The organism is Streptomyces sp. NPDC006435 (assembly GCF_040612315.1).
GTDB lineage: Bacteria > Actinomycetota > Actinomycetes > Streptomycetales > Streptomycetaceae > Streptomyces.
This window is the reverse complement of sequence record NZ_JBEXPY010000031.1, coordinates 16,382-42,292: the sequence shown is the minus strand read 5'-3', so window position 1 is coordinate 42,292 and position 25,911 is coordinate 16,382. Positions and strand designations below refer to the sequence as shown.

The following is a 25,911-nucleotide window of genomic DNA, read 5'->3' as shown; positions in this document are numbered from 1 at the left end:
ACCGATGAACAGGACGTCCGCACAGAACGCCGGACACGTCCGACACATCGGATACGTCCGACACGTCGGATACATCGAATACGGGGAACGAGGAGGGAACGCGGGTGGCCGCGATGCAGCTGACACGCACCCACCGGATACTCATCGGTCTCGTGGTCGCCGGGGCGGTGCTCATCGCCGCGATCGGATTCGCGGGCTCGTACGCCGCGGTGCGCGAACTCGCCGAGAAGAAGGGCTTCGGGGATTTCTCGCTGGTCTTCCCGATCGGCATCGACGCGGGCATCTGCGTACTGCTCGCCCTGGACCTGCTGCTGACCTGGCTGCGCATCCCGTTCCCGCTGCTGCGCCAGACCGCCTGGCTGCTGACCGCCGCGACGATCGCCTTCAACGGCGCCGCGGCCTGGCCCGACCCGCTCGGCGTCGGCATGCACGCGGTCATCCCGGTGCTGTTCGTGGTCGCCGTCGAGGCCGCCCGGCACGCCGTGGGCCGGATCGCCGACATCACGGCCGACAAGCACATGGAGGGCGTGCGCCTCACCCGCTGGCTGCTCTCCCCCGTACCCACGTTCCGGCTGTGGCGCCGGATGAAGCTGTGGGAACTGCGCAGTTACGACCAGGTCATCAAGCTCGAACAGGACCGGCTGATCTACCAGGCCCGCCTCCAGGCCCGCTTCGGCCGCAACTGGCGCCGCAAGTCGCCCGTCGAGGCCCTGATGCCGCTGCGTCTGGCGAAGTACGGGGTTCCGCTGGCCGACACCGCCCCGGCCGGCCTCGCCGCCGCGGGCATCGAACCGGCACTGCTGCCCCCGGCCCCCGAACCCGCACCGGACCGGATCGCGCCGGGCGAGCCCCAGCCCGAGCTCCCCTCCGCCCCCGACCCGCAGCACGAGCTGCAACAGCAGCAACAGCAGTACGCACAGCAACAGCACGAGCAGCAGTACGACCCGCAGCACCAGCAACAGCAACAGCACCCGCAGTACCAGCAGGAGGCCCCCGGCCCGCAGGGGAACCCCTGGTTCACGGCGTCCCGCGGGCCGAACGAGGCGTACGAGGGCACGTACGACCCCGAGTACGTCGAGGGCCCGGAGCCCGGCCCGGTCATGGTCCCGTCCGGCCCCGGCGGCCGCACCCGCCCCTTGGGCAACGTGGGCACCATCGGCGCCATCCCCGGCCCCCGCGCCGCGGAACACCGGCCCGACGAGCAGGACCGGCCGACGCAGGGCCACCCGGCCCGGGAGTCGGTCCAGGAGCCGGTCCAGGGTCCGGTCCAGGAACAGTTCGAGGAGCACTTCGAGGGACAGTTCGAGGAGCAGCCCGCCGAGCAGCCCCGGGAGGCTGGGACGGACGCGGCCGAGTGGGCTCAGGAGGACGCCGAGTTCGCCGAGATCGCGTACAAGGAGTTCGCCTCGTTCGTGAACCAGAACAACGACTTCCCGAGCGTCGACGCCCTGGACATACACGTCTCGGACGTCCACGACGTCCGGCACCCGCGCAGCGCGGCACTGCTCCGCCGCATGATGCCGGAGTTCAAGAACCGCTACCACGCCGAGCTCGAAGCCGACCACATCGCCTGAGAGCGCAACGGGCACGGACACCGCACAGACACGGCGAGGGGCCGCCACCCGGATGATCCGAGTGGCGGCCCCTCGTACGTACGGCCCCGGTCCCGCGCGTGGCGGGACCGGCGCGGGCGTCACGCGCCCAGCAGCCTCCGCACCCGGTCCGCGCCGACGGCCAGCAGCAGCGTGGGCAGCCGCGGCCCCGTGTCCCGGCCGACCAGCAGGCGGTACAGCAGCGCGAAGAACGACCGCTGCGCGACCTTCAGCTCCGGCGTCGGCTTGGCGTCCGGCTCCAGGCCCTCCAGCACCTTCGGCACGCCGTAGACGAGCGTGGTGAGCCCGTCCAGCGACCAGTGCGAGTCCAGCCCGTCCAGGAGCAGCTGCAGCGACCGGCGCCCCTGCTCGTCCAGCGAACCGAGCAGCTCCTTGTCCGGCTCGTCGCGCACGATCGTGCGGGCCTCGGCCGGGACCTGGCTGGTGATCCAGTTCTCGGCGCGGTCCAGGCGCGGCCGGGCCTCGTCCAGCGAGGTCAGCGGGTTCTCCGGGTCCAGCTCGCTCAGGATGCGCAGCGTCTGCTCGTCGTGCCCGCCCGTGATGTCCACGACCGACGCGAGCGTCCGGTACGGCAGCGGGCGCGGCGTGCTCGGCAGCTCACCGGCCGCCGTGCCGATGGCGCGCGCGTGCGCGGCGGCGTCGGCCGGCAGCACCGAACCGTCGGCGACCTTGCGCCCCAGCGAGTCCCACTCGTCGTAGAGCCGCTGGATCTCCTGGTCGAAGGCGATCTTGAAGGACTGGTTGGGCCTGCGGCGGGCGTACAGCCAGCGCAGCAGCGGCGCCTCCATGATCTTCAGCGCGTCGGCCGGGGTCGGCACGCCACCCTTGCTGGAGGACATCTTCGCCATGCCGGAGATGCCGACGAAGGCGTACATCGGGCCGATCGGCTGCACACCGTCGAAGACCTCGCGGACGATCTGGCCGCCGACCACGAAGGAGGAGCCCGGCGAGGAGTGGTCCACGCCGCTCGGCTCGAAGATCACGCCCTCGTAGGCCCAGCGCATCGGCCAGTCGACCTTCCAGACCAGCTTGCCGCGATTGAACTCGCTCAGCCGGACGGTCTCGGCGAAGCCGCAGGCCGTGCAGGTGTAGTTCAGCTCGGTGCTGTCGTCGTCGTACGACGTGACGGTCGTGAGGTCCTTCTCGCAGTTGCCGCAGTAGGGCTTGTACGGGAAGTAGCCGGCCGAACCGCCGCTGCCGTCGTCCTCGCTCGCCGCGCCGGAGCCCGCCTCGGCCTCCAGCTCGGCCTCGTCGACCTTCTTCTGCTGCTGTGGCTTCTTGCCGCCCTTGGCGCCCTTGGCACCGGCCTCGGCCGGGTCCTTCTTCGTGCGGTACCGGTCGAGGACGGCGTCGATGTCGGCGCGGTGCTTCATCGCGTGCAGGATCTGCTCGCGATAGGTACCGGCCGTGTACTGCTCGGTCTGGCTGATGCCGTCGTACTCGACGCCCAGCTCGGCCAGCGAGTCCGTCATGGCGGCCTTGAAGTGCTCGGCCCAGTTCGGGTACGGGGAACCGGCGGGGGCGGGCACCGAGGTCAGCGGCTTGCCGATGTGCTCGGCCCAGGACTCGTCGACCCCGGGGACGCCGTTCGGCACCTTGCGGTAGCGGTCGTAGTCGTCCCAGGAGATCAGGTGCCGCACGGTGTAGCCCCGGCGGCGGATCTCGTCGGCGACCAGGTGCGGGGTCATGACCTCGCGGAGGTTGCCCAGGTGGATCGGGCCCGACGGGGAGAGGCCGGACGCGACGACGACCGGTTTGCCAGGCGCACGACGCTCCGATTCGGCGATGACCTCGTCCGCGAAACGGGAGACCCAGTCGGCCTCGGTGCTGCTCTGACTCTGAGCCACGGTCTGCACGTCCTTCTCTCTGGTTGGGACCTGGTGGGGACCTGGTAGGGGCTCCGCCCATTCTCCCAGGTCCCGCCCGGAGCGCGAAAATGGCTTTACCGCCCATGGAATACTGGTTGTGATCCCTTGTACTCCTACGGAAACGGCAGCCAGCTCATGGCCTCGGTCAATTCCCTCGCTTCCACGCTCCAGCAGCAGCTCGCGGACGCCCTGACGGCGGCCCTGCCGGACGCCGGCACCGCGGACCCGCTGCTGCGACGAAGCGACCGGGCCGACTTCCAGGCCAACGGGATCCTGGCCCTCGCCAAGAAGCTCAAGGGCAACCCCCGCGAGCTGGCGTCGCAGGTCACGGCCGCGATCCCGGCCGGCGACCTGATCGAGGAGATCGAGGTCTCCGGCCCCGGCTTCCTGAACGTCACGCTCAGCGACCGGGCGATCGTCGAGACCCTCGCCGCGCGCGCCGCGGACGACGAGGACCGACTCGGCGTGCCCCGCAACAGCGCCGCGGGCACGACGGTCATCGACTACGCGCAGCCCAACGTGGCCAAGGAGATGCACGTCGGCCACCTCCGCTCCGCCGTGATCGGTGACGCGATGGTGCAGATCCTGGAATTCACGGGCGAGACCGTGGTCCGCAGGCACCACATCGGCGACTGGGGCACCCAGTTCGGCATGCTCATCCAGTACCTGATCGAGCACCCGGACGAGCTGTCCCACGAGGGCGGTGCGGAGGACGGCGAGGCCGCCATGTCCTCGCTGAACCGGCTCTACAAGGCGTCCCGGGCGCTCTTCGACTCCGACGAGGAGTTCAAGGCCCGCTCCCGGGACCGCGTCGTCGCGCTCCAGGCCGGTGACGAGGAGACCCTCGCCCTGTGGCAGCGGTTCGTCGACGAGTCGAAGATCTACTTCTACTCGGTCTTCGACAAGCTCGACATGGACATCCGCGACGCCGACATCGTCGGCGAGTCCGGATACAACGACATGCTGGAGGAGACCTGCCGCATCCTGGAGGAGTCGGGCGTCGCCGTCCGCTCCGAGGGTGCGCTCTGCGTCTTCTTCGACGACGTGAAGGGCCCGGACGGCAACCCGGTGCCGCTGATCGTCAAGAAGTCGAACGGCGGTTACGGCTACGCGGCCACGGACCTCTCCGCGATCCGCGACCGGGTCCAGAACCTCAAGGCGAGCAGCCTGCTGTACGTGGTCGACGCCCGCCAGGCCCTGCACTTCAAGATGGTCTTCGAGACCGCCCGCCGGGCCGGCTGGCTGAACGAGGACGTCAAGGCCGTGCAGCTCGCCTTCGGCACCGTGCTCGGCAAGGACGGCAAGCCGTTCAAGACCCGTGAGGGCGAGACCGTCCGGCTCCAGGACCTGCTCGACGAGGCGATCGACCGGGCGTCCGCCGTCGTGCGCGAGAAGGCCAAGGACCTCACCGAGGACGAGATCGCCGAGCGCGCCGCGCAGGTCGGCATCGGCGCGGTGAAGTACGCGGACCTGTCCACGTCGGCCGCCCGCGACTACAAGTTCGACCTGGACCAGATGGTGTCGCTGACCGGCGACACCAGCGTGTACATCCAGTACGCGCACGCCCGGTCCCGCTCGATCAAGCGCAAGGCGGGCGAGCTGAGCCCCCGGCCCCACCCGGAGCTGGAGCTGGCCCCGGCCGAGCGCGCACTGGGTCTGCACCTGGACGAGTTCGGCGAGGTCGTGTCCGAGGTGGCCGCCGCGTACGAGCCGCACAAGCTGGCCGCGTACCTCTACCAGCTGTCGTCGCTGTTCACGACCTTCTACGACCAGTGCCCGGTGCTCAAGGCCGAGGTCCCCGGAGATGTGGCCGAGAACCGCCTCTTCCTCTCGGACCTCACCGCCCGCACCCTGCACCGGGGCATGGCGCTGCTCGGCATCCGGACCCCCGAGCGCCTCTGATCCCCACGGGCCGTCCGTCCATACGGTGGACGGCCCGGATCATCGGCCCGTACGCGAACGGCCCGGTGCGGCGACCGCAGTCACGCGGTCACCGCACCGGGCCGTTCCGTTTCCGGTGCTGCCCGGTTTCCCGTCCTACTCGATGGGGATCACGGGGGGCTTCCACTGGGCCGAGTCGTACCAGTAGATGTACGTCGGCCGGGTCTTGATGCTGCTGGTACGGAACGGCTTCCCGTTGTCGTCGATGCGCAGCGTCCCCTTGCGGCCCCCGCTGCTCCAATCCAGCTCCAGGTACCAGCTGACGTCGTGCCCCTCGACGTGCGCGTCCAGGTCGAACACCTCCACGTCGGTGGAGGACACCTGGAACGGGAAGTCCTTCGGCGGCACCCGCTCGTCGTTCTTCTGCCCCGCCACCGGGGTGAGCGTCGGCCGGTTGTCGTCGAGGTCGATGTCGAACGTCTGCGGCGTGACCCCGCTCCCGCAGCCCTCCCCCATCGAGTACGCCGACCACGGCAGCGGCGCCTTCCGGGACAGCGTCCGCACATGCATTCCGGTCAGCACGACGGCCTGGCCGGACTTCCCCTGCACGGTGATCTCCAGATTCATGCCCCCGCCGTCCACCCCGCCCAGCGCCCGTGCCCAACTGCGGCGTTCCCGCGGCAAGGAGGGCGGCGGGGGGACGTCGTCGGGGTCCTGGTCCAGCACGTAGAACTGGTCGCAGGGGTCGGCCCAGTTGTACGAGCTGATGGTGGCGGTCAACGGCACGCCACCGCTCGCCTCCCCGCCCCCGCCGCGCCCCGGCGAGGCGGTCGGGGCGCCGGTCGTCGCCGGGGAGGACGCGCCCGCCCGGTCCGAGGGCGAGGCGCTGCCCGACTTCTTCGGCCGGTCCGGTGAGGCGGAAGCGGTCCCGCCGCCGGCCAGCTCGGGCTCATCCGCGTCCTTGGCCTGCACGGAGGGGGCGTTGCTGAACTCGTCGGAGCGGTCGGCGGTCAGTTTGCTCACCACGATCGAGGTGGGCACGGTCAGCGCGACGACGGCGGCGGCGGCGAGCAGCACCCTCGACCGCCGGGAGGCCAGGAACCCCTTCCGGCGCGGCGGTACGGGCTCCGCACCGACGACCGCCGGCTCGGGATCGGGATCGGGGACAGACCCGGACTCGGGCTCGGGATCGGGATCGGGATCGGGCGCAGATGCCGGTTCCGGCGCCGCCTCGGCGGCCGGCCCGGGTGCGGGCACCGGCTGCGCACCCGGCTCCGCGGCCGTCGGGCGCCGCCGCGCCGCGTCCGCCAGGATCCACCGCCGGTGCAGCTCCACCATCTCGTCCGGTTCCGCACCGCACAGCCGCGCCAGCCGTTCCACCGGGGCGTACTCGTTGGGCACGGCATCACCGTTGCAGTAACGGTGCAGCGTGGACGTGCTGACGTGGAGTCTGCCCGCCAGAACCCCATAGCTGCGCCCCGAACGGTCCTTCAGCTCCTTCAACAGAGCCGCGAACTCCCTGGCCTCCGGCGTCGCCACTGCGGCGTTCCCCCCTCTGGTCCGTCCCAGAACACCGTTCCAGGGACGTGGAATCTGCCCAGGTCACAGTACGCGCAGGCATTCCAGCATCCCCAATGGGTCGTTCGGCGTTGCGGCCGGAATCCGCCGCCCCGCAACCTGTGACCACACCGCAGCGACCACACCGGGACGGCGCAGTGAAAACCCAGTTCCGCATCGATCCGATCGATCTCGTGGCCATCGGCGTGGTGATCGCTTCCACCGCGATCGTCCTGGCCCTGATCCACCGCTGACCACATACCTCCGCACCACGCACATCACGTACATCACGCACCTCCGCACATCCGCACATCCGTGCATCCGTGCATCCGCACCACAGACACCACAGACACCACGGGGAGTACCACCACCATGCGCAGCAACAGCCGCTTCCGCACCGCCGCCCTCGCCGCCACCGCCCTCCTGGCCGCCCTCTCGCTCACCGCCTGCAGTGACACCGACGGGAACGCCGACAAGACGGGCGCGGCGGCCCCGGCGGGCAGCACCACCTCCTCCGGGACCGGCAAGGACACCGAAGGGGCCGGCACCGAGGACCAGGCCCGGAACGCCTCCTCCGCCTCCGAGGGCAAGGGCGGGGACAAGAGCGGGGACACCGCCGGCGCCAAGAACTCCACCGGCTCCGACACCGGCCGGAAGAGCAGCGCCGGAAGCACCGGGAACACCGGCTCCCCCGTCACCTGCACCGGTGACAACACCAAGGTCACCATCAGCAAGGTGAGCCGCCCCATCAACCACCTGCTGCTCACCGCGACCAACACGGGCTCCCGCCCCTGCTACGCGTACAACGCGCCGGCGCTCCGCTTCGACGACGCCCAGGCCGTCTTCCCGGTCCTCCGGAGCAGCGTCCCGCAGGCCGTGGTCACCCTGGAGCCGGGCCAGTCCGCCTACGCCGGCATCGGCCTGTTCGGCGAGTCCGACGGGCAGGACCTGTACGAGGGCACGGACCTCACGGTGTACTTCACCCCCAGGAGCAACTCGGGCTCCACGGGCTCCCCCGCCGAGCTGAAGCTCCCCGCCGACACCCGCTGGGGCGACAACGGTTTCGTCACCTACTGGCAGAGCGACATGGCCGTCGCCCTCACCTACTGAGCCCCTGCCACGGACGCCGCACACACAGCATCCGCCGCACCGGTCGGGGCGGGACACCGGCCCGACCGGTGCCCCGCCCCGACCGATCAGGATTCGAGAAGCACGGGCCGCGGGACCGTGCCAGCATCGTCGCCATGGACATCACCATTCACACCAGCTTCCTCCCGCACGTCGACCCGGACGCCTCCCTGGCCTTCTACCGCGACGTCCTCGGCTTCGAGGTCCGCAACGACGTCGGCCAGGGCAAGATGCGCTGGATCACGGTCGGCCCCGTCGACCAGCCCGGCACCTCCATCCTCCTGGCCCCGCCGGCCGCCGACCCGGGCATCACCGAGGACGAGCGCCGTACCATCGCCGAGATGATGGCCAAGGGCACCTACGGCTGGATCCTGCTCGCCACCCGGGACCTCGACGGCACCTTCGAGAAGGTGCAGGCCGGTGACACCGAGGTCGTCCAGGAGCCGACCGAGCAGCCGTACGGCATCCGCGACTGCGCCTTCCGCGACCCGGCGGGCAACCTGGTCCGCATCCAGGAAGTCCGCTGACCCGCCCGGCGAACGGACACGACGAGAGGAGTTCCGACATGTGCCGCCCCGCATGGGGAAACGCCCGCGCCGAGGCGCAGCGCCTGAACGACCTCGTGCTGCTGCGCCGCGTCCGCGACCGGATCGACCGGGAGTACGCGCAGCCGCTGAACGTCGAGGCGCTCGCCCGCGGCGTGAACATGTCCGCCGGGCACCTCAGCCGCCAGTTCCGGCTCGCCTACGGCGAGTCGCCGTACTCGTACCTGATGACCCGGCGCATCGAGCGCGCGGCGGCGCTGCTGCGGCGCGGCGACCTCAGCGTCACCGAGGTCTGCTTCGAGGTCGGCTGCTCGTCGCTGGGCACCTTCAGCACCCGCTTCACCGAGCTCGTCGGCATGCCCCCCAGCACCTACCGGCGCCGCGCGCTGGAAGGTGCGGCGGGGATGCCGCCGTGCGTGTCCAAGCAGGTGACGCGACCGGTCAGGAATCAAGAAGCACCGGTCGTCGAGGGGCACATAGCGTCATGAACATGAACTTCATCGAATCCGTGACCCTCGACGTGGCCGACCCCGAGGCCGCCGCCCGCTTCTGCTCCACCGCCTTCGGCCTGGACACGCAGATACGTCTGCGGGCCTCGCAGGAACCCAGCACCGGCTTCCGCGGTTTCACGATGGCGCTCACGGTCTCCGGGCCGTCCGCCGTCGAGAGCCTCGTCGCCACCGCCCTCGAAGCCGGCGCCACGGAACTGAAGCCCGTCACGAAGTCGTTCTGGGGCCATGGCGGTGTCGTGCGGGCCCCGGACGGGACGATCTGGAAGGTCGCGACCTCGGCCAAGAAGGACACCGGCACCACCACCCGCGAGATCGACGAGATCGTCATCCTGCTGGGAGTGGCGGACGTGGCCGCGAGCAAGCGGTTCTACGTCGGACAGGGCCTCGTCGTGGCGAAGAGCTTCGGCCGCGTGTACACGGAGTTCGACTCCGGGGAGAGCCCCGTCAAGCTGGCGCTGTACCGGCGCCGCGCCCTCGCCAAGGACGTCGGCGTCTCCCCCGACGGCACCGGCTCGCACCGCGTCGCGCTCGTCGGCGGCACCGAGTCCTTCACCGACCCCGACGGGTTCGCCTGGGAGGCCGCGGTACCGGCCCCCGCGGCGTGAGCGCACCACCGCTGACCGCCACCGCTGCCCACCACCGCCCGCTCGACACGACCCGGAGGAACCCGATGACGGACGCACCGCCGCGCGGACTCGACGAGAGGCTGCGGGACACGCGCGCACGGCTGGAGACCGACATCGACCTCTGGGTCTCGACATCGGGTTCCGCGGGCGGTGCCCACCTCGTGCCCCTCTCGTTCCTCTGGACCGGGACGGCGTTCCTCGTCTCGACGCCCCGCGCCTCGGTCACCGGCCGCAACCTGCTGGCGGACGGCCGGGTACGGCTCGCCCTCGGCCCGACCCGCGACGTCGTCGTGGTCGACGGCACCGCCGAGCCGGTGGACCTCGCCGACCTGGCCCCGGGCACGGGCGACGCGTTCGAGGCCAGGACCGGTTTCGACCCGCGCGCGATCGACGAGCCCTACCAGTACTTCCTGATCCGGCCGCAACGCGTCCAGGCCTGGCGCGAGGCGAACGAACTCCGAGGACGCACCCTCATGCGCGACGGCCACTGGCTCGGCTGACCCCGCACGGCACCGGAAGGGCGGAACACGGGCGCCGCGAGGCCGGGGAAACCTGCCTGCGCGACCGGAGGGAAGGGCTCTAGCATCGCCCGCATGGCGATGTTCGTGCACCTGACCCCCTCGGCGAACGCGGCGCGCGTCCGCCGTTCCGGCATACGGGCCGAGAGCCACGGCCGCGCGCCGTCGCTGCCCCGGGGCGTCTACTGCTTCCCCGTGCTCCCCTCGTACACCCTCACCCACCAGTGGCTGCGCGAACTGGCCAGGCGCGGCGGCCCGCGGGGGCTCGTCGCCGTGCACGTCCGGCTGCCGGACGACGAACCCGTCACCGTGGGGCGCTACCACCGCGACCCCCTGACCACCACGGCCGCCGACGCCGTACGCCGGATCGCCGCCGTGCCCGACCCCCGCGGCTGGGAGGTGTTCGTCCCCCGCGCGGTCACCGGCCGCGAGGTGCACCGCATCCGCGCCGTCAGCCAGGTCACCGGCTGGCGGTACTTCCCCGACTCGAACGGCAAGGTGCCCTGCACCTGCTTCGGCTGCCGGGTGCGCGGCGAGTACGGATCGCAGCGCCTGCGGGAGCGCCGCCCCCATCCCCTCGACGGCCCCGCCCCCGCGAGCGCGGTCCTCCTCCGGCAGATCGCCGCCGCGGGCACCCCCGGCGACCCCGAACAGCTCGTCCGGACCCTCGACCTGTTCGGCCTGCGCCGACGCGGACCGGCCGAGCAACTGGCCCACCTCGCGGACCACCCGGCCCCGGAGGTGCGCAGGGCCCTGGTGTGGGCCATCGGGAAATGGCCGTCCCGAGGCGTCCCGGAAATCCTCGACCGCCTCTCCCGGGACCCGGCCCCGGAGGTCCGGGACTCCGTCGAATGGATGCTGACCGAGTACCGCTCCTGACCGCCCCGCCTCCCCCTGTCCACCCGTACAGATTTTTTGTACGGGTCGTACGCGCGTGACGCGGGCGCGCGTGTGGAAGTTCGCCCGGTATGCAACCCGGAAAGCGGAAGCGCAGGAACGCGTCGGCAATGAAGCTCGTGGGGAGACTGGTCGCCGTCTTCCGCAGGGCGGCCGGTCTGACACAGACTCAACTCGCCGACATGGCGGGCCACCAGGTGGAGACGATCGCCTCCATCGAGCAGGGCAGACGGGCCCTCCTGCCCGGCCTGGCCGCCACGCTGGACGAACTGCTGGACACCAAGGGCGCGTTGACCGAGGCGGTGGACAACCTGCCGGAGATCGACCTGATCCCGGTGTGGGCGGAGGAGTATCTGGAGCTGGAACGGGAGGCGTTGGCGCTCTCCTGGTACGACAACCAGGTCATGCCGGGCCTCCTCCAGACGGAGCGCTATGCACAGGCGGTGTTCCGCAACCGAATCCCGGCCTTCGGCGAAGAGGAGGTGGCGATCCAGACGAAGACCCGTCTGAAACGCCAGGAGATCCTGCACCGCCCCGCGCCCCCGACCATCAGCTTCGTCGTCTGGGAGCCGGTCCTGGGGCTCCAACTCACCGACGACGAAGGGCACCTGGAGCAGCTGAGGCACCTGCGGGCCTGCGCCGAACTCCCCGGCATCTGCCTCCAGGTCCTGCCCCTGAACCACCGGACCCACGCGGGCCTCAACGGCCCCTTCATCCTGCTGGAGACTCCGGACTTTCAGCGCGTGGCCTATTCCGAGTCCCAGCGCGGCAGCCTGCTGGTCTCCGACCCCGACGGGATCAGCATCCTCTCCCAGAAATATGCGATGCTGCGAGCCCAGGCCCTCACCCCCGAAGACACGATGGGCCTACTGGATCGCCTGCTGGGAGAGCAATGAGCACCGCACTTGAGTGGTTCAAGTCCAGCTACAGCGGCGACGAGGGCGGCGCCTGCCTCGAAGTCGCCTACGAATGGCGCAAGTCGAGCTACAGCGGCGACGAGGGCGGGCAGTGCCTGGAGGTCGGCTACGACTGGCAGAAGTCGAGCCACAGCGGCAGCGAGGGCGGCGCCTGCGTCGAGGTCGCCGCGCACACCGCCGCCGTCCACATCCGTGACTCCAAGAACCCCGACGGCCCCACCCTCACCGTCGCCCCCACCACCTGGACGGCCTTCGCCGGTTTCGCCGCCGACCGGCGCACCGCCTGAAACCACCGGAGGGACACCACCGCCATGGCGGTCATCCACCGCACCACCCTGACGCCCACCAAGATGGAGCTCCTCACCACCTGGCTGCCCGCACAGCCCTGGTATCGCGGCACGCCGGGGCGGCGGCCCGAGCCGGCCAGGACCGGCGGGTTCCGGCTGGACGACCCGGCGGGCGAGGTCGGGATCGAGTTCATGGTGGTCACCGACACGTCGGGGGCCGAACCGGTCACGTACCAGGTGCCGTTCACCTACCGCGGCGCCCCGCTCGCGGGCGCCGACGAAGCACTCGTCGGCACGTCGGAGCACGGGGTGCTGGGCCGCCGCTGGGTGTACGACGGAACGCGCGACCCGGTCCTCGTCGCCCAGCTGTTCGCGCTCGTCGTCGGCGAGGCCGAGCCGCAGATGCAGAGCACGAGCGACACCCCCGACCCCTCCGTCACCGCCCGGTTCGCCGGGTCGGGCGTCGGGGCGGAGCTCTCGTCCACGACCGTCACCGACGACCCGGACGGCACCGACATCCTGGTAACGACGGCATCCGACGGGCGCCGACTGGCCATCCACCTCAATCGGGTGCTCCGGCCCGGCCAGGAGGCCGACACGGAGGCGCTCGGCGACGTCACCGCAAACGCGCCGCTGCCGGACGGCACCACGGCGCGCGCCGCGTTCGTCGTCGTCCACGACCGGTCGTGAACCGGAGCACGGCGCACGGCCCACAGCGCCGCCCTCTACTTGACCCATGACTCAACGGATTCGGCGCTGAACGCGGGCACCCCGAGAAAGAGGTTCGCCGGAGGGCGGCCGACGACGGCGACGTTCACGACCGTCATCCCGACCCGCCGACGCCCGCTGGACGTGTCCTGCCAGCGCAACCACTGCCCGGCCCCCAGCCGACGGGCGGGCGGGGCGCAGGCCCGCCGGTTGCGGTCCGCGAAGACGCGCACGCCGTCGGCCTCCGGCGCGACCCTCAGCGGCGTCTCGCTCTCCAGCGGACGGAGACCGTCGAACGTCCGGAAGCGCGGAACGAACCCGTCCCGCTCGTCGCAGTCCACGCGGTGGACGACAGGACCGGACATCCCCTCGGGCAACAGGAACCCCTTCGGCACCCGGCTCCGGAGCCGGGCCCCCTCGCCGCCGCGGGACGCCACCGACCACCGCACGACGATCATCTGCACGACCACGCCACCCGCGTCCATACCGGCGAGCATGCCAGAACGGCAGATCACGGAACCCGGGCACCACTCCCGGGCCTCCGGAACACCCCTCCTCGTCGGTACCTCACCGACAACCTGCCGACGGCCGGACAAACCCCCACCCTCCCGGCAGTTCACTCACCCCTCAAGCATTGGTCTTGACCAATATTCCAATCTGTGAAAAGCATGGGCAAAGCCGCCACGGAAAGCTCTACGACCACCTCCGCGGGAGAACCAGCCCCATGCGCATAACCGCAACCGCCGCAGCCGCCGCGCTCGGTGGAGCCCTCGTCCTCGGCCTGACCGTCGCCCCCGCCGCACAGGCCGCACCGGCCGACTCGGCCGGATGTGCCACCGACGCCTTCGGGGTCGCCGGGAAGTACGGCGAGTTCGTCCTCGGTGACGACGTCCACACCCCCGACGCGGAGGGCGCGGTGGCCGTCGGCGGCAACGCCGACTTCCGCGGCGGCTTCAGCGTCGCCAACGAGCTCTCCGCGGCGGAGGTCGACGCCCTGCCCGGCCGCGCCTCCCTCGTCGTCCGCGGCGACCTCCGCAACGACAAGTCCGTCACCGCGGTGATGAAGGGCAACGCGGTCGTCGGCGGCGAGATCCGCGACCGCGCCCTCGAAATGCACGCGGGCAGCGTCGGCAGGAACGCCGGACTCATCGACTTCGACGCCGAGTTCGCCAAGCTCCGCGCCTACTCCACCGCCCTGGGCGACGAACCGGCCACGGACGGCACCCGGGTGACGCCGAGCGGCAACCGCCTCACCCTGGAGGGCTCCAACACCTCCCGCAACATCTTCAAGGTGACGGCCGACCAGCTGGAGAAGGCCAAGGAGGTCTTCCTCAAGGTCCCCGCGGGCGCCACCACGGTCGTCAACGTCAGCGGCCGGGACTACGACATGGCCGGGGCCGGCACCACCGGCTTCTTCCTCTCCGGCGGCCAGGACTACGTACTGGACGACAAGCTCCAGAGCGCCTCCGGCGGCAAGGTCCGCGCCCGCCTCCTGTGGAACTTCCCCGACGCCCGCACCGTCACCAAGCACAGCTCCGCCGCCTGGCCCGGCAGCGTCCTGGCCCCCGGCGCCCACCTGGAACTCGGCAGCGGCGCACCGGTCAACGGCTCGGTCTGGGTCGCCTCGCTGCACGGCACCGGCGGCGCCGAGACCCACCACTTCCCCTTCAGCGGCTGCCTCCCCGAGACCGGCGAGCCCACGCCCACCACCACCCCGTCCACCCCCACCGGCACCCCCTCCACCACGCCTCCCACCGGCACCGCCACACCCACCGCCCCCACCGTCCCGTCGGCGGGCGTCACCCCGTCCACGGACACGTCCGGACCCGCCACGCCCACCGCCCCCGCCCCCTCCGACAGCGCCGCCCCCGGCAAGAAGGACGGCGACCTCGCCTCCACCGGCAGCAGCGGCACCGTCCCGCTGGTCATCGGCACCGTCGTGGTGCTCGCCGCGGGCGCCGGACTCGTCCTCGCCGCCCGCCGCCGCTCCAGGAGGGCCTGACCGACGGGTCGCCCGGGACGGACCCGCCACCGAGTCCGTCCCGGGCGGCCCCGCCCGCCAAAACCCCCGGCCCGGCGGCCGGTTGTCAGTGGGCCCCCGTACGCTCACCGACATGGCGACGCTTCCCAACCCGCTCCCGTCCCTGGCCACGTCGGGACTCCGGCTCCCGCCCGGCTCACTGGTGGACACCACGCTCGACGGCACCTGGCACGAGCCACTGCTCTGGTGCGCCGACGAAGCCGCGACCCACGGTGCATGGCGCGCGCTGCGCACCGCCGGGCGGACGGTCGGGCTGCTTCCCGTGCTGATCGACGGCGGGAGACGCGACCAGTGGCCCGCCCAGTGGGACCTGACCCCGGACAGCACCTCGTACCCCGGTGACCACGACGCCGAGGAGGTGCTCGCCGAGTACTGGAACGGCAACGCGCCCGAGGAGATCGACCCCGCCGAGAGCGACTGGCCCGGCCTGGCACCCGTCCCGTCCGCCGAGGGGCAGGACGCCCCCGACGACCTGGCGGCCGCGATCGCCGAGGAGTGCGTCGGCCCGGAGGGCTGGTTCCCCGGCTCGCGGATGGCGCTCGTCCCGGCCCGGCGCAGCGCGGACATACCGGCGGCCATCGGCTGGTCGGGCCCGCTCAACTTCGAGGAGGACACGGCCAGGCTCTGCGCCGTGCTCCGCTCCTGGGAGGACCGCTTCGGCATCCGGGTCGTGATGCTGGGCTTCGACACCCTGACCCTCTCGGTCTCCCGTCCGCCCACCACCCTCGCGGAGGCACGCGCCGTCGCCGCCGAGCACTACGCGTTCTGCCCGGACAACATCGACCAGAGCCCGCCGCACGACCTGGACGTCTACGCCGAGAAGCAGGTCCTCGGCCAGGAGATCTGGTCGTTCTGGTGGGACTGACCACGCCGACGGGATCGGCCGCTCCGGCGGGGGCAGCCGATCAGGCGGGGGCAGCCGATCCGGCCGGACTGAGTACGGCGACTCATGCGGCTGCCCCGGCCGCCGGGTTGACTCGTACGCATGCCCGAAGAAACGCGTCTGCCCGAGGACGTCACGGACGCCCGCCCGTCGCGCGTCTGGATCGCCGCGCTGCTCTCCACTGTCGTGACGCTCCCGCTCGCGCTGCTCGCCCTGTTCTTCGGCGGGCTCTCCCCGATGGCCTGCGACTCCTGCTCGGAGCCCGCCTCCGACCGGTTCGACGCGAGCTTCGGACCCGCCTGGACCGTACTGCGCTGCGGCCTGGTGCTGGCCCTGGCCGTACTGGTCGCGAGCTGGGTCCGCAGCTTCCGCAGGCCACCGGCCGGCCTCTTCCTCGCCGTGCTCGCGCCCTGCACGGTGTTCGTCACGGGGATCGCGTTCGCGGCCCTGGTCGACTGGCCCTGACGACCCACTGCCACTGACCGGCCGGAACGGAAAGCACCGCGATGAAACGAACGAACGACCGACTCGACCGACTCGTCGAGGAGTTCCACGCCCTGCCCGCCACCAGCGACCGCAGACGCACGATCGTCGCGGAACTGGACGGCGAGGCCGACGCGGTGCCCTTCCTCGTCTCGGTCGTCGCCGACCCCGGGGAGTACGACCTCGCCCGCATCGAGGCCACCACGCTCCTGCGCCTGTGGCCCCCGTCCGACCCGGCCACCCTCCGCACGGCCGGCCGGGCCCTGCTGACCGCGCTGCACGACCCGGAGGAGGACCTCGTCCGCCAGTACGCCGCCATGGCCCTCGGCCCCTACGCCGACGACCCGGCGGTCCACGAGGCCCTGACCGCCGCCGCGGACACGGACGACGACCTTCTCGTACGCGCCTGCGCCCGCAGCGCCCTCGCGGAACGGAACCGGAGTATCTGAAGGCCCCGTACGAGAGCCCCGCACAAGAACCCCGTACGAAAACCCTGTACAAGAACCCTGTACAAGAACCCCGTACGGAAAAAGCCCGTACGGCTCCGCTACCGGTCCGGCGTGCTGTCGCGCACGACCGGCTCCGCGGGCAGCAGCAGCCCGCTCGACGGAGCGGCGGAGGGGTCCTCGACGGCGGTGATCAGCCGGTCGACGAGGGTCTGGGCGATGACCGCCAGGGGCAGCCGCGCGCTGGTGAGGGCGGGCTGGAGCATCGTGCACAGCGGGATGTCGTTGAAGCCGGTGACAGCGATGTCATCGCCGACGGCCAGGCCCGCGGCCCGGACGGCCTGGTAGGCGGTCAGGGCGAGCCAGTCATTCGCGCAGACCAGGGCGGTCGGCCGGTCGGATCCGCTGATCAGGCGCTGCACGGCCTGGGAGAGCGCGACCGGGTCGTCCTCGGGGACGCCGACCTCGAAGGCCCCGTCGGGGGCGGCGGCCGCGGCCTGCAGGAAGCCGGCCCGGCGGTCGGCCAGCCAGGGCAGAGACGCGGCGGAGTTGAGGTAGCAGATCCGCCGGTGGCCCTGGGCGAGCAGCAGCTCCACCAGGGCGGCGGTGGCGGCGGTGGAGTCGATGTCCACCCAGTTCTGCGGACGGCCGGGGGCGGTCCGGCCGAAGGCGGCGAACGGGAAACCGGCCTCGGCGAGCACGTCGACGCGGGGGTCGTCGTGTATGACGTCGGAGAGGATGAACCCGTCGACCTGACGGGACGCGATCAGGTCGTTGAAGGACCTGGCGACCGCTCCGGCGCCCTGCTGGGGGTCGGAGCGGAACAGCAGGATGCGGTGACCGACGTCGTCTGCGGCGGTCACCAGCGCCTGGAGGAAGCCGCCCATCAGGGGGTTGGGGTCGGCGGGGTTGTCGGCGGGGGCGGGGTAGCCGATGACCTTGCGGGTGCCGGTGCGCAGGCTGCGGGCCGACTGGTCGGGCCGGTAGCCGAGTTCCTCGATGGCGGCGGTGACCCGGGCAAGGGTCGCCTCGCGCAGCCGGTGGGGGGCGTTGAGGGCGTTCGAGACGGTTTGTCGGGACACTCCGGCCGCACGTGCGACCTCCTCGATGGTCACCTGTCGAGCGGTCATCGTTCCTCTGCGGGCGGTCGGCGGCGGGTCGGGGCGGGCGGGTGCCCGTCCCGACCCGCGTTCCTCAGTGCTCGCGGGTCAGGGTGAGCAGGCCGCCTGTCGGTACGGTCACCGGGTTCACCCCGGCGACGAGGTCGAGCACGGTATCGGACAGGATCTCACCCCGGCAGTCCTGAATGCGGACGAGTGCTTTTTCCGGCCGGGTGGCGGACAGGATCACCGTGGAGTCGCCGTCCGCGTTGGCGACGAGCAGGGTCTGCGGGCCGTCCTCGGCGTTCCGGTCCGGAAGGGCGACGGGCAGCGGCGCGTAGCGTGCGATCACGGTGGTGGCGTGGTCGTGGGCACGGACCAGGGGGTAGCCGAGGTCCGGACGCGCGGGTTCCAGGGTGCCGAGCTGGAGGACGTCGACGTACCGGCGGGAGACGCCGAGCCAGAAGCGCAGGGTGGCGAGCTGGTCGGAGGTCTGGGCGGCGAGGTCGACGGAGATCTGCGGTACCGAGAACAGTGCGTTGATGAGGTGGACGGCGACGTCCTCGGGCCGCTCGTCGGCGTTCCACGTCATCATGTCGGCGTGGACGGCGAGCGGGCCGGCGGTGAGGCGGCAGTCGACGGTGCGCTGCCGGTTCTCGGCGGGGCTGAGTGGGCAGTCGGTGGCGCGGACCATGGTGGCGTACGGCCACAGCCCGGGGCTGACGTACGGCTGGCGGTGCTCGACGATCACGTCGGGCCGGGTGCGGCGCAGCCGGGCGTCGAGGTCGGCGAGCAGCTGGAGCAGGCCCTCGTGGACGGTGGCGTGGTCGGCGCCGTCCGGGGCGGGCGGCGGGTCGGCGGCGGCGAAGTGGTCGATGAAGTCGAGCTTCAGGCCGTCCATGTCCCACTGCTCGACGGCGCGGGAGATCTTCTCGATCAGATAGGCGCGGACCTCGGGATGGCGGGGGTCGAGCACGGCCGCCTCCATCTTGGGCGCCTCGCGCAGGATCATGCCCTTGAAGCGGTCCCAGGCCTCGTTGTGCCGGCCGATGAACGGCACCGCGTACCACAGGAGGTAGGCGAGGCCGGTGCGGTGGACCTCGGCGACGTGGCCCGCGAAGTCGGGGAAGGCCGCCGGGTTGGGCTCCCAGTCGCCGCAGTGGCCGTAACCGCGGGTGCGGTCGGCGGTCTGCCAGCCGTCGTCGACGATGATGCTGTCGCAGCCGACGCCCGCGGCGAGGGCGGCCTGGCGTTCGACGACGGCGGTGTCGACGTTCTGGTGGAGGCTGTACCAGGTGGAGTAGGCGGGCATCCGGGCGGCGGGGGCGACACCGGGGTGGTCCAGGTTCTCGGCCCACCAGTCGGTGACCTCCCGCAGGGTGGCGGCGAAGTGACGGCCGCCGATGTCGATCCGCAGCCGCAGCGGCGGCCCGTCCGGGGTGAGGGCCTGCTCGACGGTGAAGGCGAACTCGTTGGTCTCCTCCACCACCCCGCCTTCGATGCGCACGGGGGCGAAGACCTCGGCCGCGGCGGCGGTGCACAGGGCGCGGTCGTCGATGCCGACCAGGCTGACGACGGGGGCGCCCTTGGCGAGCGAGACGGTGCGGGGGGCGACCCAGGACGGCGGCAGCCAGCGGGAGGCGTCGGTGTTCGGGGTCCAGTAGGCGGTGGCCCCGAGGCAGGGGACCCGCCATTCGGCGCGGACGGTGGCCTCGGCCGCCGACCGGACCTCGATCAGGACCGCACCGTCGCCGGCCGGGGTGACGGCGGTCTCCAGCCGGTCGCAGCCGAACCCGGTGAGGTAAACGCCGAGCGGGGCACCGGTGGAGAGGGACAGGCCGGTGGCGAACTGCTGGTGGACGACGGTGTCGGGGGTTTCCCCGACCGGTGTGTTCGGGCGCCACACCGGGGCGTACGGCTGCGGACCGGCACCCGGATCGGCGGACACGGACGCGGACGCCGATGCGGGCGCGGACGCGTTCTCGGTGGTCATGCTGTGGTCACTCCTTGGTGGCCCCGGCCAACAGGCCGGAGATGAACTGGCGTTGCAGGACGAGGAAGAGGGCCATCACGGGGATGGCGGCGATGCCCGCGGCGAGCAGGACCTGCGCGTAGTTGGTGTTCGACAGCCCCTGGAGGGTGGCGGTGGCCACGGGCAGCGTGTACATCTCGGGGCTGCGCAGCGCGATCAGCGGCCAGACGAACTGGTTCCAGCTGCCGAGGAAGACGAACAGCGCGAGCGCCGCGATGATCGGCCGGTTGACCGGGATGACGATCCGCCACAGCACCCGCAGTTCGCCGGCGCCGTCGACGCGGGCCGCGTCGAGGAGTTCGTCGGGCATGGAGCGCAGGGCCTGCCGCATCAGGAAGATGCCGAACGGGGTGACCAGACCGGGCAGGATGATGGACTGGTAGGAGTCGATCAGGCCCAGGTCCATCATCATCTGGAAGACCGGGATCAGCATCACCGTGTCGGGGATGACCAGGGTGCTGAGCAGCAGGACGAAGAACAGGTTGCGCCCGCGGAACTCGAACTTGGCGAAGGCGTATCCGGCCAGTACCGAGACGACGACGGCACCGAACGTCTGGACGCTCGACACCACCAGGGTGTTGACCAGGACCCGGGTGAGCCCGATGGACTCCTCCAGTCCGCGGAGGTTCTCCAGGAAGTGGCCGCCGGGCAGCAGTTTCGGCGGCCAGGAAAACACGTCCTTGTCCGGCTGGGTCGCGGCCATGGCGAGCCAGTAGAACGGACCGACGCAGAGCGCGAAGGCGCCCGCGAGCAGCAGCGTGAGCAGGGGACCTCGACGGGACTTCATCGGCGCTCTCCCATCAGGCGGACCTGCAGGATGCCGAGCACGGACACGATCAGCGCGAGGGCGTAGGCGATGGCCGACGCGTAGCCGAAGTCGAAGTACTTGAAGCCGTTGTTGTACAGGTACATGGTGACCGTCAGGGTGGCGTTGTCGGGGCCGCCGCCGGTGAGGACGTACGGCTCGTCGAAGAGCTGCAGGGTGCCGATGGTGGAGAGCACCACGGTGAGCAGCAGGATCGGCCGCAGCTGGGGCAGGGTGATGGAGAAGAAGCGGCGGATCGGCCCCGCCCCGTCGACCATCGCGGCCTCGTACAGCTCCTTGGGGATGCCCTGCAGGCCGGCGAGGTACATCACCGCGTTGTAGCCGGTGTAGTGCCAGGTGATGACGAGGACGACGCCCACGCGGGCCCAGCCGGGGCTGCCCAGCCAGTTCACCCGGTCGACGCCGAACAGGGAGAGGACCCAGTTCAGCAGCCCGGCGTCGTGGTTGAGGATCACGGAGAACATCACGCCCGCGGCGACCAGGCCGGTCAGCGAGGGGACGAAGACGCCCAGCCGCCAGAGCGGGCGCAGCCAGACCTTGGCGGAGTTCAGCGCGAGGGCGACGAGCAGGGCCAGGCACAGCATCAGCGGCACCTGGACGACCAGGATCAGCGCGGTGTTCTTCAACGCGGTCCAGAACAGCGGATCGTCCAGCAGCCGCCGGTAGTTGGCGAGTCCGGCGAAGCTCCGGTCGGTACCGCTGCCGGTGGTGAGGCTGATCCACAGCGAGGAGACGATGGGATACGCCTTGAAGATCGCGAAGCCCAGGACGGCGGGCATGATCAGCAGGTACGGGACGGAGCCGCGGGTCAGCAGTGCGCGTCGGCGCGGGCGGGTGCGGCCGGCGCGCGCGGGGGTGCCGCGGCCGGCCGACTTCTCGGTGGCGGGAGCCCGTTCGGGCAGGACGGAGGACATGGTGGTCAGGCCGCCAGCTGCCGACCGGTCTGCTGGGCGAGCCGTTCGGCGGCGTCCCTGAGAGCACTGGCCGGGTCGGTGCCCTTGACCAGCACCTGGCTCTGGGCGTCGCTGGCGAGCTTGAGGGCGCGGGTGTAGTCGCCGGTGAAGTTGGTGGCGTCGGAGCCGGAGGAGAGCGTCTCGACGAAGGTCTTCAGCACCTTCTGGCCGCCGTAGTAGGGGTGGGGCGCGCTGAACATCGGGTCGTCGTACGCCGATCCGAGGGCGGGGAAGACACCGCCGGACTTGAACATCCGGTTGATCTCGACGGGCTTGGTGAGCGCGTACTCGACGAACCGCCAGGCGGCCTTGCGGCGCTTGCTCGACTCGGAGACGGCCAGGTAGGTGGAGTTGACGATGACGCTGCGGCCACCACCGGGAACGGCGGCGGGCGGCTGCATGACACGCCACTTCCCCTTCTGTTCGGGGAACTTGGTCGCCAGGTACTCGACGGCCCAGGCGGGGTCGGGGGAGGTGGCGAGCTTGCCCTGGCCCATCAGGCGCTTCCGGGTGCCCTGGCCCGCGGTGTCGGCGAGCAGGCCGTCGTCGTTGAGCCGCTTGATGATGGTGAGGGCCTGGACCGCCTCCTTCAAGCCGAGCGTGATCTTGCCCTGCTGGTCGAAGTAGAAGGCGTCCTGGAGCTGCATCAGGTTCTGGAAGAAGTCCATGTCCGGCGTGGTGCCGGGCTTGTCGAGCCCGAGCAGCTGGGCGCCGGTGGCGGCACGGATCTTCGGTCCGGCGGCGATCAGGTCGTCCCAGCTGCCGATGGTTTCGGGATCGACGCCGGCCTTCTCGAAGTAGTCCTTCCGGTAGAACAGGCCGAGCGGGTTGACCTCCCACGGGAGGGCGTGGGCGGCCTTGTCCTTGCCTATGACGGTCGGCCACAGCCCCTGGGCGAACTCGCTCCGGTACCGGTCGGCCCCGAACCGGGACAGGTTGGTGAGCCCGTCGGGGAACTTCTCCAGGTAGCCGGGCAGGTAGTCGACGCCTATGTGCAGTACGTCGGCGAGGCCCTTGCCGTCCGACGCGAGACCGACCGTGATCTTGTCCCAGATGGCCGGGTTGCCGACGTCCTGGATGTCCACCGTGATGCCGGGGTTGTCCCGCTCGAAGGAGGGGACGACGCCGCGCAGGGCGTCGGCCGCGGTGGTCCAGCTCCAGACCGTGATCCGACCCTTGTCGCCGTCGGCGCCGCTGTCGCCGCCCGAGCCGTTGTTGCCGCAGGCGGTCAGGCCGAGTCCGGCGGCGGAGGCGGTGGCGAGCTGGAGCAGTCTGCGGCGGCTCAGTTGGTGGGACATGTCGGCTCCTGGGCGTAGTGGGTGGTGGTGGGGTGGGTGAGGGTGCGCAACGCCTCGGCGAGCAGGTCCGCCGCGGCGTCCGGGGTGGAGGTGTGGGGGGACAGCCGGATCCACTCGTCGCGACGGGTGGTGATCAGGCCGGCCGCTTCGAGGGTCCGGTGGACGGTGACGGGGTCGTGGCCGGGCAGGCGGAAGGTGCCGATGCCGGCGCGTTCGTGGGGGCCGAGGCCGTCCAGCAGGACCTCGGCCCCGGCCTGCCGCGCCCGGTCGAGCAGGTGGGCGAGGGTGGCGCGGATACGGGCCCCGCCGACGACCGGGCCACCCCGGTCGAGCAGGGCGTCGATGGCGGCGCCGATGGCGGCGGCGGCCGGGAAGTCCGGGTTGGTGGCGAGGTGGGCGGCGGCCCCGGGCAACGGCTCCGCAGGGTGCCGGAGGGCGAAGGGCTCCGCGACGCCCGCCCAGCCGCCGAGCCCGGGGGCCAGCCGCTCGGCGCACCGGTCGCGGATCAGCAGCAGCGCGGCCCCCCAGCCGGCCCGCAGCCACTTCTGCCCGCCGCTGACGAGGACGTCGGCGGCGTCCGTCTCCAGCGGGACGGCGCCCAGGCCCTGGATGGCGTCGACGATCAGCAGCCGGTCGGGGCCGAGGATCTCCTTGAGCTCGGCGAGCGGTGCCAGATGGCCGGTGAGCGAGTCCACGGCGCTGACGGCGAGGGCGGTGACGTCGGGGGTGAGGTGGCGGCGCAGCAGGTCGGGGGTGATGTGCCGCTGCCCGTCCGGTTCGACGAGGCGGACCGCGGGGCCGCCGCGGGTGGCGAAGCGCAGCCAGGGATAGAGGTTGGCGGGGAACTCGTCGCGGGGCACCAGGAGCGTGCCGGGGCCGTTCAGCGCGGCGGCCACGGTGAACAGGCCGTTGCTGGTGGACGGGGCGAGGGCGATCTCGTGCCGCCGGGCGCAGAGCAGCCGGGCCGCCGAGGTCTGGGCGGCGTCACTGAGGTCGAACAACCGGTCGAGGTCGGCGGGGTCCACGCGGGCGGCGAGCTCGGTCGTCGCGGCCAGCGCCGCGGTGGCCGGACGGGAGAGCGGCCCGACTCTCGCGTAGTCGAGGTAGCCCGCAGCCGGACCCTGGAAGAAGCCCGGGCCGGAGGTGTCGGGATCGGACGCAGCGTTAATTTGATCGTTCAAAATAATGCCCTCACGGCCCTTGCTTCATGAACATCGGGGGATTTGAAGGTTCACATTAGGTAGACGGGACCACCTCGGCAAGAGGTTCGTCACGACGGTTTTCCGGTGGGTCGGCCTGCCGGTCCCGCCGGCCCGCCGCCCACCGTTCACCGCCCTGCCGGCCCCGCCGGCCCACTGCCACAAGGGACCCGAACCACCGGGCCCCGAGTCGCGGGACCACCGAACCGTCGCCCCGGACTCACCACAGAACTCACCACAGAACCGCCACAAACGCGGCCGGGGGCCGCCATGACACTTTTGTGCCACGACGACCCCCGAAGGATCCGTCCCGCTACCGCTTCGACCCGGGCCGGCCGGACCCGGGTCCGGGTCCGGGTCCGACCCGCCCCGGGTCGACCCGGCTCGCCCCGGTTCGGCTCAGCGCCGCGCCAGCCGCTGCGCGACCTCCGTCGCCCAGTACGTCAGGATCATCTGCGCACCCGCGCGCCGGATGCCCGTCAGGCTCTCCATGATCGCCGCGTCCCGGTCGATCCAGCCCTTCTCGGCGGCGGCCTCGATCATCGAGTACTCACCGCTGATCTGGTACGCCGCGACCGGCACGTCCACCGACTCGGCGACCTTCGCCAGGACGTCGAGGTACGGACCGGCCGGCTTCACCATGACCATGTCGGCGCCCTCCTCCAGGTCGAGCGCCAACTCCCGCATCGACTCACGGGCGTTCGCCGGGTCCTGCTGGTACGTCTTGCGGTCGCCCCGGAGCGAGGAACCCACGGCCTCGCGGAACGGCCCGTAGAACGCCGAGGAGTACTTCACGGTGTACGCGAGGATCGACACGTCCTCGTGGCCCGTCTGGTCCAACGCGTCCCGGACGACCCCGACCTGACCGTCCATCATCCCGCTCGGACCCACCACGTGGGCACCCGCGTCGGCCTGGACCTGGGCCATCTCGGCGTACCGCTCCAGCGTCGCGTCGTTGTCGACCCGGCCGTCCTCGGTCAGCACACCGCAGTGGCCGTGGTCGGTGTACTCGTCCAGGCACAGGTCCGACATGATGACGAGGTCGTCGCCGACCTCCTCGCGCACCGCCCGCAGCGCCACCTGGAGGATGCCGTCCGGGTCCGTGCCCGCCGTGCCCCGGCCGTCCTTCTTCTCGTCCTCCGGAACGCCGAACAGCATGATCCCGGAGACCCCCGCCGACGCCGCGTCGACCGCGGCCTTCCGCAGGGTGTCCAGGGTGTGCTGCTGCACGCCGGGCATGGCCGAGATCGCGACCGGGGCGTCGACGCCCTCGCGCACGAACGCGGGCAGGATCAGGTTCGACGCGTCGAGCCGTGTCTCGGCGACCATCCGACGCATCGTCGGGGTCGTCCGCAGCCGCCGGGGGCGGGAGCCGGGGAAGTTTCCGTACACAGTCATGCTTCGAGACTAGACCCGTACACATCACCGTCTTACCGACACCCGCGCCGGAAAAACCCCGCCCTCCGGGCCCCGGCCGGCCCGGTCCCGGCACACGGAACCGCCCCGCGCCCGCCGCACGGAACCGCCCGCGCGAAACCCGCCCGACACGGCCGAGGGGCCCGGCCGCCGAAGCGACCGGGCCCCTCACACACC

Annotated in this window: 25 protein-coding genes; 15 read left to right on the top strand and 10 right to left on the bottom strand. The window is 71.6% G+C overall.

The genetic code is table 11. From position 1 onward, the window contains the following. Positions 1-113 precede the first annotated feature (113 nt). Positions 114-1,574 (top strand): DUF2637 domain-containing protein, encoded by a 1,461-nt coding sequence (locus ABZZ04_RS26950; protein ID WP_356934801.1) that lies wholly within the window; start codon positions 114-116, stop codon positions 1,572-1,574. 119 nt (positions 1,575-1,693) lie between these two features. Here the strand turns inward: ABZZ04_RS26950 and lysS are convergent, their stop codons facing one another. Next, the gene (gene lysS / locus ABZZ04_RS26945) at positions 1,694-3,469 is read right to left on the bottom strand and encodes a lysine--tRNA ligase (RefSeq protein ID WP_356934800.1); all 1,776 of its coding nucleotides are present in this window, start codon (positions 3,467-3,469) and stop codon (positions 1,694-1,696) included. Positions 3,470-3,616: 147 nt separating this feature from the next. On the opposite strand from lysS, the gene argS reads away from it, so the two are divergent. Then, positions 3,617-5,383 carry an arginine--tRNA ligase gene (gene argS / locus ABZZ04_RS26940; RefSeq protein WP_356934856.1) on the top strand — a complete coding sequence of 589 codons (1,767 nt, stop codon included), beginning with the start codon at positions 3,617-3,619 and terminating at the stop codon, positions 5,381-5,383. 135 nt (positions 5,384-5,518) lie between these two features. On the opposite strand, the gene ABZZ04_RS26935 is transcribed toward argS, so the two are convergent. After that, complete coding sequence (locus tag ABZZ04_RS26935) at positions 5,519-6,901, bottom strand: helix-turn-helix transcriptional regulator (protein WP_356934799.1); 1,383 nt, start codon at positions 6,899-6,901, stop codon at positions 5,519-5,521. Between the two features lie 390 nt (positions 6,902-7,291). On the opposite strand from ABZZ04_RS26935, the gene ABZZ04_RS26930 reads away from it, so the two are divergent. The 9 genes from ABZZ04_RS26930 (at position 7,292) to ABZZ04_RS26890 (ending at position 13,039) form a co-directional block, all read left to right on the top strand. Then, the gene (locus ABZZ04_RS26930; protein WP_356934798.1) at positions 7,292-8,029 is read left to right on the top strand and encodes a DUF4232 domain-containing protein; all 738 of its coding nucleotides are present in this window, start codon (positions 7,292-7,294) and stop codon (positions 8,027-8,029) included. A 134-nt stretch (positions 8,030-8,163) separates the two neighbouring features. Continuing rightward, positions 8,164-8,574 carry a VOC family protein gene (locus ABZZ04_RS26925; protein WP_356934797.1) on the top strand — a complete coding sequence of 137 codons (411 nt, stop codon included), beginning with the start codon at positions 8,164-8,166 and terminating at the stop codon, positions 8,572-8,574. A 38-nt stretch (positions 8,575-8,612) separates the two neighbouring features. Further along, positions 8,613-9,080: a helix-turn-helix transcriptional regulator gene (locus tag ABZZ04_RS26920; RefSeq protein ID WP_356934796.1), complete on the top strand. Its 468-nt coding sequence runs from the start codon at positions 8,613-8,615 to the stop codon at positions 9,078-9,080. Between the two features lie 2 nt (positions 9,081-9,082). Continuing rightward, positions 9,083-9,709: a glyoxalase gene (locus tag ABZZ04_RS26915; RefSeq protein WP_356934795.1), complete on the top strand. Its 627-nt coding sequence runs from the start codon at positions 9,083-9,085 to the stop codon at positions 9,707-9,709. Between the two features lie 65 nt (positions 9,710-9,774). Further along, on the top strand, positions 9,775-10,230 hold the full coding sequence (locus ABZZ04_RS26910; protein WP_356934855.1) for a pyridoxamine 5'-phosphate oxidase family protein: 456 nt from the start codon (positions 9,775-9,777) through the stop codon (positions 10,228-10,230). A 93-nt stretch (positions 10,231-10,323) separates the two neighbouring features. Beyond that, positions 10,324-11,127: a HEAT repeat domain-containing protein gene (locus tag ABZZ04_RS26905; protein ID WP_356934794.1), complete on the top strand. Its 804-nt coding sequence runs from the start codon at positions 10,324-10,326 to the stop codon at positions 11,125-11,127. A 128-nt stretch (positions 11,128-11,255) separates the two neighbouring features. Further along, the gene (locus ABZZ04_RS26900; protein ID WP_356934793.1) at positions 11,256-12,041 is read left to right on the top strand and encodes a helix-turn-helix transcriptional regulator; all 786 of its coding nucleotides are present in this window, start codon (positions 11,256-11,258) and stop codon (positions 12,039-12,041) included. Further along, positions 12,038-12,349, top strand: a complete 312-nt coding sequence (locus ABZZ04_RS26895; RefSeq protein ID WP_356934792.1) for a DUF397 domain-containing protein — start codon at positions 12,038-12,040, stop codon at positions 12,347-12,349. The genes ABZZ04_RS26900 and ABZZ04_RS26895 overlap by 4 nt, the downstream gene beginning before the upstream one ends. A 24-nt stretch (positions 12,350-12,373) precedes the next feature. Next, a complete protein-coding gene (locus ABZZ04_RS26890; protein WP_356934791.1) occupies positions 12,374-13,039 on the top strand; it encodes a 1,4-alpha-glucan branching protein in 666 nt (221 codons plus the stop codon). A gap of 35 nt (positions 13,040-13,074) precedes the next feature. Here ABZZ04_RS26890 and ABZZ04_RS26885 read toward each other — a convergent pair whose 3' ends face one another. Then, positions 13,075-13,554, bottom strand: coding sequence for a hypothetical protein (locus ABZZ04_RS26885; RefSeq protein ID WP_356934790.1), 480 nt, complete (start codon positions 13,552-13,554; stop codon positions 13,075-13,077). Between the two features lie 227 nt (positions 13,555-13,781). Between ABZZ04_RS26885 and ABZZ04_RS26880 the strand changes: the two genes are divergently transcribed. The 4 genes from ABZZ04_RS26880 (at position 13,782) to ABZZ04_RS26865 (ending at position 16,913) form a co-directional block, all read left to right on the top strand. After that, the gene (locus ABZZ04_RS26880; protein ID WP_356934789.1) at positions 13,782-15,059 is read left to right on the top strand and encodes a choice-of-anchor A family protein; all 1,278 of its coding nucleotides are present in this window, start codon (positions 13,782-13,784) and stop codon (positions 15,057-15,059) included. Between the two features lie 112 nt (positions 15,060-15,171). Continuing rightward, positions 15,172-15,963, top strand: a complete 792-nt coding sequence (locus ABZZ04_RS26875) for a DUF4253 domain-containing protein (protein WP_356934788.1) — start codon at positions 15,172-15,174, stop codon at positions 15,961-15,963. A 120-nt stretch (positions 15,964-16,083) separates the two neighbouring features. After that, positions 16,084-16,446, top strand: coding sequence for a hypothetical protein (locus ABZZ04_RS26870; protein ID WP_356934787.1), 363 nt, complete (start codon positions 16,084-16,086; stop codon positions 16,444-16,446). Between the two features lie 41 nt (positions 16,447-16,487). Next, entirely contained in the window at positions 16,488-16,913 is a 426-nt protein-coding gene (locus ABZZ04_RS26865) for a HEAT repeat domain-containing protein (RefSeq protein ID WP_356934786.1), read from the top strand. A 98-nt stretch (positions 16,914-17,011) separates the two neighbouring features. Here the strand turns inward: ABZZ04_RS26865 and ABZZ04_RS26860 are convergent, their stop codons facing one another. The 7 genes from ABZZ04_RS26860 to hemB all read right to left on the bottom strand — a co-directional run bounded on the left by ABZZ04_RS26860 (position 17,012) and on the right by hemB (position 25,716). Next, positions 17,012-18,040, bottom strand: coding sequence for a LacI family DNA-binding transcriptional regulator (locus ABZZ04_RS26860; RefSeq protein WP_356934785.1), 1,029 nt, complete (start codon positions 18,038-18,040; stop codon positions 17,012-17,014). 64 nt (positions 18,041-18,104) lie between these two features. After that, positions 18,105-20,003: a glycoside hydrolase family 36 protein gene (locus ABZZ04_RS26855; RefSeq protein ID WP_356934784.1), complete on the bottom strand. Its 1,899-nt coding sequence runs from the start codon at positions 20,001-20,003 to the stop codon at positions 18,105-18,107. 7 nt (positions 20,004-20,010) lie between these two features. Then, positions 20,011-20,829, bottom strand: coding sequence for a carbohydrate ABC transporter permease (locus ABZZ04_RS26850; protein ID WP_356934783.1), 819 nt, complete (start codon positions 20,827-20,829; stop codon positions 20,011-20,013). Beyond that, the gene (locus tag ABZZ04_RS26845) at positions 20,826-21,782 is read right to left on the bottom strand and encodes a sugar ABC transporter permease (protein WP_356934782.1); all 957 of its coding nucleotides are present in this window, start codon (positions 21,780-21,782) and stop codon (positions 20,826-20,828) included. The genes ABZZ04_RS26850 and ABZZ04_RS26845 overlap by 4 nt, the downstream gene beginning before the upstream one ends. 5 nt (positions 21,783-21,787) lie before the next feature. Continuing rightward, complete coding sequence (locus tag ABZZ04_RS26840; protein ID WP_356934781.1) at positions 21,788-23,119, bottom strand: extracellular solute-binding protein; 1,332 nt, start codon at positions 23,117-23,119, stop codon at positions 21,788-21,790. Further along, the gene (locus tag ABZZ04_RS26835) at positions 23,104-24,300 is read right to left on the bottom strand and encodes an aminotransferase class V-fold PLP-dependent enzyme (protein WP_356934780.1); all 1,197 of its coding nucleotides are present in this window, start codon (positions 24,298-24,300) and stop codon (positions 23,104-23,106) included. The genes ABZZ04_RS26840 and ABZZ04_RS26835 overlap by 16 nt, the downstream gene beginning before the upstream one ends. 417 nt (positions 24,301-24,717) lie before the next feature. Then, entirely contained in the window at positions 24,718-25,716 is a 999-nt protein-coding gene (gene hemB, locus ABZZ04_RS26830; RefSeq protein WP_356934779.1) for a porphobilinogen synthase, read from the bottom strand. Positions 25,717-25,911 lie beyond the last annotated feature (195 nt).